This is a genomic window from Aeromonas sp. S11(2024), assembly GCF_041402345.1.
GTDB lineage: Bacteria > Pseudomonadota > Gammaproteobacteria > Enterobacterales > Aeromonadaceae > Aeromonas > Aeromonas veronii.
This window is the reverse complement of sequence record NZ_JBGLRC010000018.1, coordinates 1-15,226: the sequence shown is the minus strand read 5'-3', so window position 1 is coordinate 15,226 and position 15,226 is coordinate 1. Positions and strand designations below refer to the sequence as shown.

Annotated in this window: 14 protein-coding genes and 1 riboswitch; of the genes, 9 read left to right on the top strand and 5 right to left on the bottom strand. The window is 59.9% G+C overall.

Annotation, left to right across the window (positions count from 1 at the left end):
- Positions 1–166 precede the first annotated feature (166 nt).
- From fabV to ACB040_RS14420, 6 genes are all read left to right on the top strand, one after another.
- Positions 167–1,354, top strand: coding sequence for an enoyl-ACP reductase FabV (fabV, locus tag ACB040_RS14445; RefSeq protein ID WP_338773248.1), 1,188 nt, complete (start codon positions 167–169; stop codon positions 1,352–1,354).
- Positions 1,355–1,446: 92 nt separating this feature from the next.
- A complete protein-coding gene (gene ftnA / locus ACB040_RS14440; protein ID WP_005339225.1) occupies positions 1,447–1,971 on the top strand; it encodes a non-heme ferritin in 525 nt (174 codons plus the stop codon).
- Positions 1,972–2,121: 150 nt separating this feature from the next.
- On the top strand, positions 2,122–3,306 hold the full coding sequence (locus tag ACB040_RS14435; RefSeq protein ID WP_080764968.1) for an NAD(P)/FAD-dependent oxidoreductase: 1,185 nt from the start codon (positions 2,122–2,124) through the stop codon (positions 3,304–3,306).
- A gap of 81 nt (positions 3,307–3,387) precedes the next feature.
- Complete coding sequence (locus ACB040_RS14430) at positions 3,388–5,061, top strand: sensor histidine kinase (protein ID WP_338773251.1); 1,674 nt, start codon at positions 3,388–3,390, stop codon at positions 5,059–5,061.
- A 46-nt stretch (positions 5,062–5,107) separates the two neighbouring features.
- Positions 5,108–5,851 carry a LytTR family DNA-binding domain-containing protein gene (locus ACB040_RS14425; protein ID WP_058052680.1) on the top strand — a complete coding sequence of 248 codons (744 nt, stop codon included), beginning with the start codon at positions 5,108–5,110 and terminating at the stop codon, positions 5,849–5,851.
- Between the two features lie 109 nt (positions 5,852–5,960).
- Positions 5,961–7,151 carry an MFS transporter gene (locus ACB040_RS14420; protein WP_040069602.1) on the top strand — a complete coding sequence of 397 codons (1,191 nt, stop codon included), beginning with the start codon at positions 5,961–5,963 and terminating at the stop codon, positions 7,149–7,151.
- Positions 7,152–7,224: 73 nt separating this feature from the next.
- Here the strand turns inward: ACB040_RS14420 and ACB040_RS14415 are convergent, their stop codons facing one another.
- The 4 genes from ACB040_RS14415 to ACB040_RS14400 all read right to left on the bottom strand — a co-directional run bounded on the left by ACB040_RS14415 (position 7,225) and on the right by ACB040_RS14400 (position 10,152).
- Complete coding sequence (locus ACB040_RS14415; protein ID WP_338773254.1) at positions 7,225–8,349, bottom strand: 5-(carboxyamino)imidazole ribonucleotide synthase; 1,125 nt, start codon at positions 8,347–8,349, stop codon at positions 7,225–7,227.
- Entirely contained in the window at positions 8,346–8,855 is a 510-nt protein-coding gene (purE, locus tag ACB040_RS14410; protein WP_202004860.1) for a 5-(carboxyamino)imidazole ribonucleotide mutase, read from the bottom strand. The genes ACB040_RS14415 and purE overlap by 4 nt, the downstream gene beginning before the upstream one ends.
- Positions 8,856–8,918: 63 nt before the next feature.
- Positions 8,919–9,221, bottom strand: a complete 303-nt coding sequence (locus ACB040_RS14405; protein ID WP_005321666.1) for a P-II family nitrogen regulator — start codon at positions 9,219–9,221, stop codon at positions 8,919–8,921.
- Positions 9,222–9,225: 4 nt separating this feature from the next.
- A complete protein-coding gene (locus ACB040_RS14400) occupies positions 9,226–10,152 on the bottom strand; it encodes a sodium-dependent bicarbonate transport family permease (protein ID WP_005342109.1) in 927 nt (308 codons plus the stop codon).
- A 109-nt stretch (positions 10,153–10,261) separates the two neighbouring features.
- On the opposite strand from ACB040_RS14400, the gene ACB040_RS14395 reads away from it, so the two are divergent.
- From ACB040_RS14395 to murI, 3 genes are all read left to right on the top strand, one after another.
- Positions 10,262–11,164, top strand: coding sequence for a LysR family transcriptional regulator (locus tag ACB040_RS14395; RefSeq protein ID WP_302247009.1), 903 nt, complete (start codon positions 10,262–10,264; stop codon positions 11,162–11,164).
- A gap of 35 nt (positions 11,165–11,199) precedes the next feature.
- A riboswitch (cobalamin riboswitch) is annotated at positions 11,200–11,378 on the top strand.
- A gap of 51 nt (positions 11,379–11,429) precedes the next feature.
- The gene (locus ACB040_RS14390; protein WP_338773262.1) at positions 11,430–13,295 is read left to right on the top strand and encodes a TonB-dependent receptor domain-containing protein; all 1,866 of its coding nucleotides are present in this window, start codon (positions 11,430–11,432) and stop codon (positions 13,293–13,295) included.
- 110 nt (positions 13,296–13,405) lie between these two features.
- Positions 13,406–14,209, top strand: coding sequence for a glutamate racemase (gene murI / locus ACB040_RS14385; RefSeq protein WP_338773263.1), 804 nt, complete (start codon positions 13,406–13,408; stop codon positions 14,207–14,209).
- Between the two features lie 7 nt (positions 14,210–14,216).
- Here the strand turns inward: murI and ACB040_RS14380 are convergent, their stop codons facing one another.
- Positions 14,217–14,708, bottom strand: coding sequence for an RNA-binding protein (locus ACB040_RS14380; protein WP_005339200.1), 492 nt, complete (start codon positions 14,706–14,708; stop codon positions 14,217–14,219).
- Positions 14,709–15,226 lie beyond the last annotated feature (518 nt).

Sequence of the window (15,226 nt, the reverse complement as noted above, 5' to 3'; positions counted from 1 at the left end):
AACACAAAACAACAAAAAGCATCTGAATACCGCTTTGGGGAGCCACGTGCTCCCTTTTGTTTTTCTGCCTCAATTCCCGCGGCTTTTCTGACTGATAGCGATCCGGCATCAAGTTAATCTCCTTCGATTTGGTTATGCTGTAGCCAGTTTCTTTGGAGGCCTTCCCATGATCATTCATCCCCAGATTCAAGGTTGTGTTGCCCGTAACTGTCACCCCATCGGCTGTCGCGCCGCCGTGCAGCAGCAGATCGAACGTATCAAGGCCGCTGGCCCGTTCAACGGCCCCAAGCGGGTGCTGGTGCTGGGGGCCTCCTCCGGTTTCGGGCTGGCGTCGCGCATTGCGCTCGCCTTTGGTGCCGGTGCCGACACCATCGGCATCTCGTTTGAGCGCGGCCCTTCCGACAAAGGATTGGGCAGCGCCGGCTGGTACAACAACATCTGGTTTCGCAAGGAGGCGGAGCAGGAGGGGCGTATCGCCATCAACCTGATCGGTGATGCCTTCTCCGACGGGATGCGCCAGCAGGCCATCGATACCATCCGTCAGCAGCTGGGGCAGGTAGATCTGGTGATCTATTCGCTCGCGAGCGGTATCCGGGTGCTGCCCGACGGCACGCAAGTGCGCTCCGTGCTCAAGACAACAGGCCAGCCGTTCAGCGGTTGGGGGCTGGATTTGGAGCGCGATATTCTGGTGCAGCAATCGCTGGCACCTGCCACGCCGGAGGAGATCCGCGATACCGTCACCGTGATGGGCGGCGAGGATTGGCAGCTCTGGATGCAGGCGTTGCAGCAGGCCGGTTGTCTCGCCCCCGGTGCGCAAACCGTGGCCTACTCCTACATCGGCCCCGAATCCACCTATCCCCTCTATCGGGATGGTACCATCGGTTATGCCAAGGAGCATCTGCACGCCACCGCCGAGACCATCAACCTGCAGCTGGCCGAGATTGGTGGCCATGCCTGGGTGTCAGTCTGCAAGGCGCTGGTAACCAAGGCGAGCGCCTATATTCCGGTGTTGCCGGTCTATCTGGGCCTGCTGATGGGGGTGATGAAGGAGCGCGGTGTACACGAAGGCTGTATCGAGCAGATGCAGCGGCTGTTTGCAGCCAAGATGTACGGGCCCAATGGGGTGGTGGCCGATGGTAACCGGCTGATCCGGATGGATGACCACGAGCTCGACCCGGCCATTCAGGCCGCCGTTTCGGCGCTCTGGCCCAAGGTGACGCCGGACAATTTCCACGGGCTGGGGGACTTTGCCGGGCTGCGGCAGGATTTCATGCAGCTCAACGGCTTCGAGCTGCCGGGCGTCGATTATGCTGCGCCGGTGGATGTCGCCTCCCTTGGCGAGCTGACCCCCTGAGCTGAAAGAAACGGGATCTCCCTCTCGTTGGCGGGTTGATTCGCGGCGGGAGTGTGGCGACAATCGATACCAAATCACTGAGGAGAAACAAGATGCTGGCCCAAGCCATGATCGAGAAGTTGAACGAGCAGATTAACCTGGAGTTCTACTCCTCCAATCTCTATCTGCAGATGAGCGCCTGGTGCGAAGACAAGGGCTTTGAAGGGGCGGCGACCTTCCTGCGCCAGCACGCAGTCGAGGAGCGCCAGCACATGGAGCGTCTGTTCACCTATGTGAGCGAGACTGGCGCCATGCCCAAGCTGGGCGCCATCGATGCCCCTCCCCACGAGTTCAAGTCGCTGGGCGACGTGTTCCGTACCACCCTGGAGCACGAGTACCACATCACCAAGTGCATCAATGGTTTGGCCCACGTAGCCTTCACCACCCAGGACTACTCCACCTTCAACTTCCTGCAGTGGTATGTGGCCGAGCAGCATGAAGAGGAGAAGCTGTTCAAGAGCATCGTCGACCGTCTGGGTCTGGTGGGTGAAGATGGCAAAGGCCTCTACTTCATCGACAAGGAGCTGGCCGAACTGGCCAAGGGCGCCCCTGCCAGCATCATGGACAGCAACGCCTGATAGTCGTGGACACTTAGTGTTCAGCCAGTACAATAACGGCCCTTTTAAGGGCCGTTGTTTATTCTGGTGGGCAGTCACTATGGTTCTGTTCCGCCAGAGGCAATCACGGTTCAGGCCAGGTGCCGTTTCTATTTTGATAAGTGAGTGATGATGAAGCAGGTCGATGTGGTGGTGATCGGGGCCGGTGCGGCCGGATTGATGTGTGCGGCGCAGGCGGGCTATCGGGGCCGCTCCGTGCTGGTGCTCGACAATGCCAAGAAGCCGGGCCGCAAGATCCTCATCAGTGGCGGTGGCCGCTGCAACTTCACGAACCATCAGGCAGGCGCTCACGCCTACCTGTCGGAGAATCCCCACTTCAGCAAGTCGGCGCTGGCCCGCTACACCCAGCAGGACTTTATCGATCTGGTGGATCGCCACGGGGTCAACTATCACGAGCGCACTTTGGGGCAGCTGTTCTGTCTCGAGAGCGCCAAGGATATCGTCGATGTGCTGCTCACCGAGTGTGACTGGGCCGGGGTGACCCTGCAGTTCCAGACCGAGATCCTCACCGTCAGCAAGCAGGACGAAGGCTTTGTGCTGACCACCAGCAAGGGTGAGATCGGCTGCCACTCGCTGGTGGTGGCGACCGGCGGTCTCTCCATGCCCAAGCTGGGTGCTACCCCTTATGGCTTCAAGCTGGCGGAGCAGTTCGGTCTCAAGGTGCTGCCGACCCGCGCCGGACTGGTGCCCTTTACCCTCCATCAGGCCGAGAAAGAGGCGTTCGCCGATCTGGCGGGCATCAGCCTGCCGGTAGCGGTGACCGCCGAGGATGGCACCCGCTTCAAGGAGGCGATGCTGTTCACCCATCGCGGCCTCTCCGGCCCCGTCATCCTGCAGATCTCCTCCTACTGGCACGCCGGCGAGAAGATCCACATCAACCTGCTGCCGGAGCTGGATATTCCGGCCGCCCTGCGCGAGTGGGCGCAGGCGCACCCCGCGCAGGAGCTGAAAACCGTGCTTGGGCGCGAGCTGCCCAAGCGTTTCGTCGACAAGCTGGTGGAGCTGGGCCAGCTGGTCAGCAAGCCGATGCGTCAGTACAACGAGCGGGAACTTGAGGCGATCGCCAACCTGCTGGGTGACTGGCAGATCCTGCCCAACGGCACCGAGGGGTATCGCACCGCCGAAGTGACCCTGGGCGGCGTCGATACCAACGAGCTCTCCTCCAAGACCATGGAAGCGCGCAAGGTACCGGGCCTCTACTTCATCGGCGAAGTGGTGGATGTGACAGGCTGGCTGGGTGGCTACAACTTCCAGTGGGCCTGGTCCTCCGGCTGGGTGGCCGGTCAGTACTGTTGATGTCACAGGGGCTGGTTTATCCGGCCCCGATTTATTGGTCGGGGTTATGGTGATCGATCGGATTGCCGCAAGGGGGCGCAGATGCTTGAGAATCAGATGATGTTGTTGGCGGTGTTCGAACGGGCGGCGCTGATGCTGATGACCCTCTTCTTCCTGACCCGCACCCGGCCGTTCCAGCGGCTGTTCCAGAAGCGGGATCACACCCCGGCGGAGCTGGTGCTGGTAGCCTCCATCTTCGGCCTGTTTGCGGTGTTCAGTACCTACACCGGCATTCCGGTAGAGGGGGCGCTGATCAACGTGCGGATCATTGCCATTATCTCCGGCGGCATCCTGTTCGGCCCCTGGGTCGGCATTCCGGCCGGGGTCATCTCCGGTCTGCACCGCTATCTCATCGACATGGATGGCCACACCTCCATCCCTTGCCTTATCGCCAGCATCATCGCCGGTCTGCTCGCCACCTGGCTGCACCTGCGCTGTCGCAAGTCACGGCTCTGGCTCTACGGTATTCTGGCGGGGATGCTCTGCGAAGGGCTCACCATGATGCTCATCTGGCTGTTGACCGAGCCCCACGAAGTCGGGGTGGAGATCGTTAACCATATCGCCTATCCGATGATCGCCGGGGCGCTCTGCATCGGCCTCATCATCAAGCTGGTGCAGGATCTGGATGACGAGAAGGAGCTGATTGCCGCCAAGCAGGCCAAGCTGGCGCTCGATATCGCCAACAAGACGCTGCCCTTCTTCCAGAACATCGATCGCCACTCCCTCAGTCAGGTGTGCGATGTGATCCGGCGCGACATCAGCGCCGATGCGGTGGCCATCACAGATACCCATGACGTGCTGGCTTATGTCGGGGTGGGCAAGGATTACTACGAGCTGGACGAGCACCACGCCATCAGCGGCATGACCCAGCAGGCGGTGCTGCTCGACCAGATCATCATCAACAACGATTTGCGCCAGTATCACCTCTCCGATTTCCACTCGGTCATCATTATTCCGCTGCGAGAAAACGGCGCGGTGAGCGGCACCCTCAAGATCTACTACCGCCGCACCCACAGCATCACCAGTTCGCTGCGGGAGATGGCGGTCGGCCTCTCCCAGCTCATCTCCACCCAGATGGAGGTGTCGCGCATCGAGCAGCTCAAGGAGATGACTCGCAAGGCGGAGTTCACCGCGCTGCAGAGCAAGATCAACCCGCACTTCCTGTTCAATGCCCTCAACGCCATCTCGTCGCTGATCCGCATCCGGCCCCAGCAGGCGCGTCAGCTGATTGCCAATCTGGCGGACTACCTGCGCTACAACCTCAACAAGGGGGATGAGCTCATCGACATTCAGGAGGAGCTGCAGCAGGTGCGCGACTACGTGGCCATCGAGCAGGCCCGCTTCGGCGACAAGCTGGAGGTGGTATTCGAGGTGGACGATGTGCACATTCAGGTACCGAGCCTGCTGTTGCAGCCGCTGGTGGAAAACGCCATCCTGCACGGCATCCAGCCCCGCAGCGCGCCGGGTCGGGTCACCATCGAGGTGAAGCAGCTGGCGGGCGGCATCCGGGTATCGGTGCGGGATACCGGTTACGGCATCAGTCAGGCAGTGATCGACGGGGTAGCCGCCGGTCGGGTGGAGAGCCGCAGCATCGGCCTGATGAACGTGCATCAGCGGGTCAAGCTGCTCTATGGCGACGGCCTGCACCTCAAGCGGCTGGAGCCGGGTACCGAGGTGAGTTTCTATCTGCCGGATCAGGAGTCGATGCCATGCTGAGTGCCATCATGGTTGAGGATAAGTGTGTGCCGCGAGAGGTGTTGTCATGCTGAAAGCCATTATTGTCGAAGATGAATATCTGGCTCGCGAAGAGCTCATCTATCTGGTGAATCAGCACAGCCAGATCGAGATAGTGGCGAGCTTTGAGGATGGGCTGGAGGCGTTCAAATACCTGCAGGATCACGAGGTGGACGTGGTGTTTCTGGATATCCAGATCCCCTCCATCGACGGCTTGCTGCTGGCCAAGAACCTGCACAAGTCGAGTCATCCGCCCCACATTGTCTTCGTCACCGCCTACAAGGAATTTGCGGTGGAGGCGTTCGAGCTGGAGGCGTTCGACTACATCCTCAAGCCTTACAACGAGCCGCGCATCATCAATCTGCTGCAAAAGCTCGAGCATGCGGGCAAGTCGCAACCAGCCACCACGGGGGAGGCGAGCGGCGAGGGGAGCAGCCCCCACAATCGCACCGTCAATCTGGTGAAGGGGGAGCGCATCATCGTCACCCCCTGCGAGCAGATCTACTACGCGGAAGCCGACGAGAAGCTCACCTATGTCTATACCCGCGATGATCGCTACGTGATGACCATGACCATCAGCGAGTTTGTCAGCCGGCTACCTGCCGAGGGGTTCTTCCGTTGCCACCGCTCCTACTGCGTCAACATCAACAAGATCCGCGAAATAGTCCCCTGGTTTAACAGCACCTATCTCATCCGGCTCCATGATCTGCCGTTCGAGGTACCGGTCAGTCGCAGCAACATCAAGGCGTTCCGTCAGCTGATGCGGCTCTGATTGTCATTCATTCCCGCCGATCTGCATTTCATGCCTTAATCGATCGGCGCGAACTGCGTCTTGCCTATAGTGGCCTCAATTTCCTTAAGGCCATCGACCGAGACGCATCATGACCAAAGAGATGAACCGCACCCGGTACCTGACACTGATCGGTACCATCATCACCCAGTTCGCACTGGGTTCTGTCTACACCTGGAGCCTGTTCAACGCCCAGCTCTCCGACAAGCTGGACGAGCCGGTGAGTCAGGTGGCTTTCGCCTTCGGCCTGCTCAGCCTGTCGCTGGCAGTCGCCTCCTCCATGGCGGGCAAGCTGCAGGAGCGGTTCGGGGTGCGCAACGTGACCCTGGGCGCCGGTGTGCTGCTCGGCATCGGCTTCTTCCTCACCGCCCATGCCAGCAATCTGGCGATGCTCTACCTCTGCGCAGGCATTCTGGTCGGTTTTGCCGACGGTACCGGCTACCTGATGACCCTCTCCAACTGCGTGAAGTGGTTCCCGGAGCGCAAGGGGCTCATCTCCGCCTGCTCCATCGGTGCCTATGGTCTCGGCAGTCTCGGTTTCAAATATATCAACCTGCTGCTGCTCTCCAGCTCCGGCCTTGAGACCACCTTCCAGTTGTGGGGCTTGATTGCGATGTCCATGGTGCTGGTGGGCGGTATGCTGATGAAGGATGCGCCCAAGCAGGCCGCCTCCGTGCAGCAGAGCGAGAGCCGTGACTTCACCCTGGCCGAGGCGATGCGCAAGCCGCAGTACTGGATGCTGGCGCTGATGTTCCTCACCGCCTGCATGAGCGGCCTCTACGTCATCGGCGTGGCCAAGGATATCGGCGAGAAGATGGTGGGTCTGCCTGCTGTAGTCGCTGCCAATGCCGTCGCCATCATCGCCATGGCCAACCTGGGCGGCCGTCTGGTGCTGGGTATCCTCTCCGACAAGATGTCCCGCATCCGGGTTATCACCATCGCCCAGCTGATTACCCTGGCGGGCATGGCGCTGCTGCTGTTCGTGCCGCTCAATGCCAACCTCTTCTTTGTGGCGGTTGCCTGTGTGGCCTTCAGTTTCGGCGGCACCATCACCGTCTACCCCTCGCTGGTGAGCGACTTCTTCGGTCTCAACAACCTGACCAAGAACTACGGCGTCATCTATCTGGGCTTTGGTCTGGGCAGCATCATCGGCTCCATTGTGGCTTCCCTGTTTGGTGGCTTTATGGCGACCTTCCACCTGATCCTGGTGTTGTTGGTGGTGGCGCTGGTGCTCTCCCTCACCATTCGCCTGCCGGCACCGGTAGCGGTGGAGCGGGCCTGATAAGTCTCCCTGCCATAGCAAGCAAAAACAGAGACCCGGGCCATGCCCGGGTCTTTGTATTTCCGATGCTCGATCAGCGTGGCGCTAGCCCCAGCAGCTGGCGGGCCTGACGGCAGCTCTCTTCCACCGTTGACCACTCATCACCGGTTACCGTGATATGGCCCATCTTGCGGCCGGGGCGGGGTTCGCCCTTGCCATAGAGGTGCAGATGCAGGACGGGCAGCGTCAGCAGGGCGGCCCAGTCTGGCGTGCCGTTTTGCCAGAGATCCCCCAGCAGGTTGATTAACAGGGCGGGACGCACGGCGATCTGCTCCGGCAGCGGCAGATCGCACAGGGCCCGCACCTGCAACTCGAACTGGCTGCATGCGGCGTTGTCGAGGCTGGGGTGACCCGAGTTGTGGGGACGGGGCGCCAGCTCGTTGACCAGCAGTCGGCCTTCCACCAGAAAGAACTCCACCGTCAGCACCCCCACGTAATCGAGGGCCGCGATCAGCCGCTCGGCTATTGCTTTGGCTTCGCTCTCCAGCACCGGCACATTGGCCGGGGAGCGAGTCTGATCGAGGATGCCGCCGCTGTGCCAGTTCTGTACCAGCGGCAGGGCGCTGATGGCGCCGCTCGGACTGCGGGCCAGGGTCAGGGCAAACTCCCCCTCCAGCGCCAGCCGTTGCTCCAACACGCAGGGCACGCCACTGGCTGCCAGCGCGCTCGCCAGCTCATTCAGATTATTCACTTGCCACTGCCCCTTGCCGTCGTACCCTTCGCGGGCCGTCTTGAGAATGGCGGGCAAGAGTTCGCTGGCCTGTGCGGGGATAGGCTCTTCCGGCAGTAGCGCCAGATAGTGGGCGATCGGGATGTTGGCCCCGCGCAGAAAGGCTTTCTCTTCACGGCGATCCTGACAGGCCCGCACCGCGCTGGCGGCCGGGCGTACCGGCTTGTGTTTTTCGAGCAGGGAGAGGGTGGCGGCGGGCACGTTCTCGAACTCGCAGCTGATGGCCTCGCAGCGGCTGGCTAGTTCGTGCAGAGCGGTCTGGTCGTCATAGGGGGCGACAATATGGTGATCGGCGGCGGCACCGGCGATGCTGGCCGGGTCGGGATCCAGCACCACCACCTTGTAGCCGAGGCGGTGGGCGGCCATCACAAAGTAGCGGCCAAGCTGACCGCCGCCGAGCATGCCGAGGGTGGCGGGGGGCAGGATCATGTCGGCTCCTCCAGTTGCAGCGCCAGCACCCGATCTCGCTCGTGGGTGCGGAAGTCGTCGAGCTGCTGCCGGTAGCGGGGGGCGTCGTCATCCAGGGCGACCGAGAGCAGGGAGACCGCGAACAGGGCGGCGTTGGCAGCCCCCGCCTCGCCGATGGCGAAGGTGGCGACCGGTACCCCCTTGGGCATCTGCACGATGGAGAGTAGCGAGTCCATTCCCTTGAGATGACGGGAGGGGATGGGCACCCCCAGCACCGGCAGCGTGGTCTTGGCGGCGACCATGCCCGGCAGATGGGCAGCGCCACCGGCCCCGGCGATGATGGCGCGCAGTCCGCGCTCGCGGGCAGTGGCGGCATACTCGAACAGCAGATCCGGGGTGCGATGGGCCGAGACTACCTGCGCCTCGTAGGGCACGCCGTGCTCCTTGAGGATGCGGGCGGCGGCCTGCAGCACGGGCCAGTCAGAGTCGGAGCCCATTACCAGGCCGATCAGGGGAGGGGTGTTCATGTGTATTGGCTCCTTGTTGTCAAACGTTTGCTTTTGGTAAACAAAAAGAGCCGGCAAGCTGGCTCAGAATTTCTCGGGTCGCACGATTTCGACCGGTTGCAGAAAGGCGATCATGGCGTAATCGGGGTAGTAACGACTCTGCAGGTGGGCCAGCAGCCGCTCCGCCTGCTCCCGGCTGCAGATCGCCTCCAGCCGGATGTTGCCGCTCTCGCTCCAGCTGGCGTTGCGCTCACCATGATCGCCACGACCGCGGGCATCTGTGATGGTGTAGCCGCGCAGCCCCTCGCGGGTGAGGGTGCGCAGCAGGGTCGGCTCCAGATTGGCTTCCGTGATGACGGTCAGCAGGGTGCGGGTCTCGGTCTGCATGTGGCTACTCCGTGAAGTGGCGGGCCCAGCTGTGGTAGAGCGGGATCCCCAGCATGATGTTGAACGGGAAGGTGACCCCCAGCACGGCGCTGAGGGACAGCCCCGGGTTGGCCTGAGGCACGGCGATGCGCATGGTAGCCGGCACGGCAATATAGGAGGCGCTGGCCGCCAGGGTAGCCAGCAGGGTCAGGCCGCCGAGAGATAGCCCCATCAGCTGGCCAGCCGCCAAACCCAGTCCCGCCGAGGCGAGCGGCATCAACAGGGCGAAGCCGAGCAGGAATAGGCCGTGGCGGCGCAGATCCTGACACTGACGGGCGACGATCAGGCCCATCTCAAGCAGGAACAGCGCCAGCGCCCCCTTGAACAGGTCGACAAACAGCGGCTTGAGCGGAGCAATTCCATCCGGTCCGGCCAGATAGCCGATGGCCATGCCGCCCAGCAGCAGAGTTACCCCTTTGCCGAGGAAGGTCTCGTGGGCCAGCATGCGCCAGCGAGTCTCGCGACTGATGCCGCGGGCGAGCACTATGCCCACCAGAATGGCCGGGATCTCCATCACCGCGAGGAAGATGGAGAGCTGGGATTCAAAGCTGATGCCCCGCTCGGTGAGCCAGTTCACCCCGACCGCAAAGGTGGCGACGCTGACCGAACCATAGTGGGCGGCGGTAGCGGCGGCATCGACCCGGTTCATCTTGAGGCGCAGCACGGCAAAGCCGAGCAGGGTCTGCACCACGCCGAGCAGGATCACCAGCGCCAGTTGTGGCAGCAGAGGTTGCAGGGATTGTTGGGCTAGACCGACGCCGCCCTTGAGGCCGATGGCCAGCAGCAAAAAGAGGGAGAGAGTGTCGTAAAGGGCGGGCGGCAGCTTGAGCTCGGAGCGCACCAGACCGGCCAGCAGACCAAACAGAAAGAAGAGTACAACAACGTCCAGCATGATGGTTCGCAGGGCAGTTCAGATAATGGTTGCATGCTAGAGCCCGCAATGTTTCGATAAAATCAGATTCTCGCTGATGGTTGTTCGGTAAAAACTGATTGGGGACGGCATGCTCAACTACAAACAGCTCTACTACTTCTGGCATGTGGCGCGCTGCGGCAGCGTGACGCAGGCCGCCGAACAGCTGCACTTAACGCCGCAGACCATCAGCGGTCAGGTCGCCGAGCTGGAGCAGTCACTCGGGGTGGCGCTGTTCAACCGGGTGGGGCGGCGTCTGGTGCTGACCGCTGCCGGACGGCAGGCGCAGGAGCAGGCGGGGGCGATTTTCTCGCTCGGCGCCGAGCTGGAGCACACCCTGCGCCACGCCAGTCAAGAGTTGACAATGCAGGTGGGGATCGCCGATTCGGTACCCCGTACTCTGGCGTTCGAGCTGCTGGCCCCCGCCATGGCGCTGGCGACGCCGCTGCGGCTGGTGTGTCACGAGGAGCGAGCCGAGCAGCTGTTCAGCGAACTGGCCCGTCACAAGCTGGATATGGTGCTGATCGATCGCCCGCTTCCTCCCGACAGTGGTGTACGTGGCTACAACCACGAGCTGGGGCGCAGCCCGCTGGCGCTCTTTGCCAGCCCCGAGCTGGCGGCGCGGGCGCGGGACGGCTTTCCCGCCTCGCTGGAGGGTTTGCCGTTTCTGATCCCCGGAGAGAAATCGGCCACCCACGATCGGCTGTTGGCCTGGTATCGCCAGCAGGGCATTCATCCCCATCTGGTGGGGCAGTTTGATGACTCTACCCTGATGAAGTCGTTCGGCAAGGCGGGGATGGGGATCTTCCCGGCGCCGCTGGCGATGGCTGACGAGATTGGTCGCCTCTACGGAGTGGAGCGGATTGCGACCCTCACCGACGTTACCCTCTCTTATTATCTGGTCTCGGCAGGGCGCCATCTTTCTCATCCCGGGGTACAGGCGGTGATGGAGGGGGCCCAGCAGCGGCTGGCGGCGCTGGTGGGCAATAAATAGAAATCTGGATGGCTATACATCCAGCTTGGCTCTGCCTATAATCCTCCCGCTTTGGCGCATCATGCTTAATAGGGAATCCGGTGAAAATCCGGAGCTGGCGCGCAGCGGTAAGGGGGAACGAAGCGACATCAGGGCACTGCCATCAGGCGGGAAGCCGTCGCCGTAGGCTATCAGCCCCCGAGCCCGAAGACCTGCCAGAGTTCGTATTTCGGGCCGAGAGAAACCGGCCACGAAGTAGATACTTACGCGAACTTAAGGATCTCTCATGTCGAAGAAATTTCTGGCGGCTGCCCTGTTGCCGACGGCGGCGTTTGCCCAAACTACCATCCCCATCAATCCAACACTGGTGATTACTGCCAATCGTGTGGAACAACCGGTCAGCTCGGTGCTGGCGCCTGTTGTGGTGATCGATCGCGCCGAGATCGAATCTCGTCAGGTGCAGAGTTTGCCTGATTTGCTGAAAACCCTGCCCGGCGTGCAGATGGCGACTCTGGGAGGCCGAGGGCACATCAGCAGCCTGTTTGTCCGTGGAACCAACTCCAACCACTCTCTGGTCTTGATGAATGGTCGCCCGATTGCCGCCATGGTGGCGGGCACGCCCGATCTCAGCCAAATCCCGCTCGGCAATATCGAGCGCATCGAGTATATCCGTGGCCCACGAGCGGCAGTGTATGGTTCCGATGCCATTGGCGGTGTTATCAACCTCATCACCAAAACATCCGCCAAGAATGGCAGCGAGACACATTTGAAGGGCGGCGCTGGCAGCAATGGTTATGGCCAAGGCGAGCTCAGAACGGTTCAGTCATTGGGCCAAAAAACCGATATGAACATGCTGATCGGCTACGAGCGTACCGACGGTTTTGATATTAAGGCGCAAGATGGCTCTACCCCTATACAGCCTGATCGGGATGGGTTTGCTGGTTTGAATGGCCAGATTGGTCTGAATCACCGTTTCAATGATGCTTGGAGTACCGACATTAACGCGCAGGGTTATAACAACCTTACTGATATAGATGGTGGTGAAGACTGGCTTGCGCCCGGCGTTCCATCATCAGATCAAAGTCGGGTTCAGGCTTTCCAATATGACGGTGGTCTTAAGTTCCAGAGTAAGGATCTGATCAGTCGATTTGAAGCCAGTTACGGTGAGAACAAGCTTAAGAACTGGCTGGAGAGTAATGGGGAAGAGACTGGCCAGCCCATTCATACAGGTTTGACACGCTTATCCTGGATCAATAGCTGGAGTGGTATTGAAGGGGTCAGCCTGACAGGCGGTGCAGATTGGCAGCGTGAAGAGATGAAGTCAGATTCTCGAGGGTCTAATAAAGCTTTCAATGCCCCCGACCGCGACAATACCGGTCTGTTTGCCGTAGGGAGCTACCGTTGGCAGGCGCTGCTGTGGGAGCTGTCAGGTCGTACCGATGACAACCAGCAATATGGTCGTCACAACACCTGGTCTGCCGCCAGCGGGCTGGATATCGATGAGAACCATAATGTCCGGCTGAGCTACGGTACTGGCTTCAAAGCGCCGACCTTCAACCAGCTCTATTATCCTGGGTTTGAGAATCCGACACTCAAGCCGGAAGAGAGCAAAAACCTGGAGTTGGGTCTGTCAGGTCGCTATTCGGTATGGGATTGGTCTGTGAATCTGTATCGTAACCGCATCGACAATCTGATTTATTGCCTGACCAGCATGAGCAACACCTGTAATCCCAAAAATACCACTGCAGATATCAAAGGGGTGGAAACGGAGTTCGGCATCGACACCGGACCAGTGCATCATCGTCTAAGTTACGACTACACCCGAGCCAAAGATACGGGTAACCAGGATTTGCAGTTGTTGCGTAGAGCTGAGCATAAAGGCAGCTGGATTGCAGATACCCGATTCGATGCAGCAACACTGACTGCTGAGCTGCTCTATGTCGGCAAGCGCTATGACAACAACTGGGCGACTAGCCAGCGGGTGGAACTCAGTGCCTATACGCTGTTGAACCTGGCTGCCAGTTACGAGTTGACTCAGCAATTTACCTTGGGTGGACGTATCGATAACGTGTTCGATCGTGATTACGCCCCCGCTTATGGTTACGCATCGCCGGGTACCGAGTTCAAAGTGACTGCCGACTACCGCTTCTGATGCTTTATTCGGTTCATCCTTGAAAAACCCGGGCCCTGCCATTGGCAGGGCCTTTTCTATTGGCGGCAGGCGGGAGTATGATCGCCGCCTTGCACCAAAGGGGAGCTCAAGTGGCCAATATTCTCGTGTTTGATTCCGGTATGGGTGGCCTGACCATCTACCGCGAAATCCGCCGCGTTCTGCCGGCACACAACTATTTCTACTGCTTCGACAACGCCAACTTCCCCTATGGTGAATTGAGCGAGCCTGCCCTGATTGCTGCCTGCACCCGCTTGGTGACCACCATGGTGGCCCGTCATCAGATCGATCTGGTGGTGATTGCCTGCAACACGGCCAGCACCATAGCGCTGCCGGCCTTGCGTGAGGCACTGGATATTCCCGTGGTGGGGGTGGTGCCAGCCATCAAGCCCGCCGCTGCACAGACTCGCAACGGTTGTATCGGTTTGCTGGCTACGCCAGGCACTGTGAGTCGCGACTATACCCATGAACTGATCGCCCAGTTTGCTCCCGGCAAGCGGGTGCTGCTCAAGGGCACCACCGAGCTGGTCATAGAAGCCGAACACAAGCTGGCGGGCCTACCTGTCAATATGGCGCTGCTGCGCGAGGTATTGGCCGACTGGCTGGAGGGGGAAGAGCAGCCGGATACGCTGGTGCTCGGTTGCACTCACTTCCCGCTACTTAATGAAGAGATTGGGCAACTGATGCCGCAATGCCAGCTTGTTGACTCGGGCTGTGCCGTTGCCAAACGGGTGGGCTGGTTGCTGAGCAATGGCGGGCATGCCACCGTGCAGCCTGTACATATAGAAGAGGTGGTTGCCAGGGCTTACTGTACCCGGCTGGATGGGGAGGCCCAAAAACTGACAGCCCCCTTGCAAGCATGGGGGCTGTCATCACTGGAAGAGGTGAAGTACTGACGAGCGGTTAGGCGTCAGTTTCGCTACCTTCTCTTTCCTCTTTATCACGTTTGTCATTTGCTTCACGCACCTTAAGGGTGCGCTGCTGATACTCTTTGTCATTCAAAGCGGCAATCGCCTTGGCGGCATCGGCGGCGGGCATCTCCACGAAACCGAAACCTCTGCGCTTGCCGGTTGCCTTGTCCTTCATCAACCGCACGGAAATGACCTGGCCCTGTTCGGCAAACAATTCGCGCACTGCAATCTCATTGGCGCGATAGGGCAGGTTGCCTACATATAAGGTGCAAGTCTCCTGATTGGCGATCGACTCGGCGACATTAGCCGGGGTTCGCTTCAGGAACAGCGGTACCACGAAACCGCCGATGGCCAGACCTGCTGCAAAAATCACTTCCGCTTTCAAAGAGAACTGCAGGGCCTGGGCAACCAGGTAGCCAACCACTGCCAATACCAGAGCAAGGATTGCGGCCTGCATATATACGGGAAACTTGGATAAATTCATCTTAAAAGACCTTTTGTAAATGAAAGCAAAAAAGGTGCAACACTATATTCACCTCCATGGTAACCAGCTTTCCTGATTGGCGCTACCATGGACCACTCGGGAGAGGTTATCGGCTCCAGTATGGCATTCCCAAGGTCACTAAAGGCGACATAAATGACGCTAAAATGGGAGTGAAATAACCGGATTGTGGATAACATTGTATATATACACTGAATAAGCTGTTTCTAATTGAATAATTTGAAATTTTCGTGATTTTCTTCAAAAAAAGTCTTGTCATCGCAGCGCGGCTCCCTATAATGCGCCCCTACCAGCACGGCGGAACACGCCGAACTGATGAGCCAGCTTCCTAGCGAAGTGGGCGCCGAAAGAAAAGCGAAAACAATCGCTTGACTTTCGAAGTGAGAGGCGTAATATGCGCCTCCTCAACGCGACAAGCGTGACGCTCTTTAACAATTTGAATCAAGCAATCTGTGTGGGCACTCACAGCATCGAACATCAAAACAATTTTTGATTTTCAA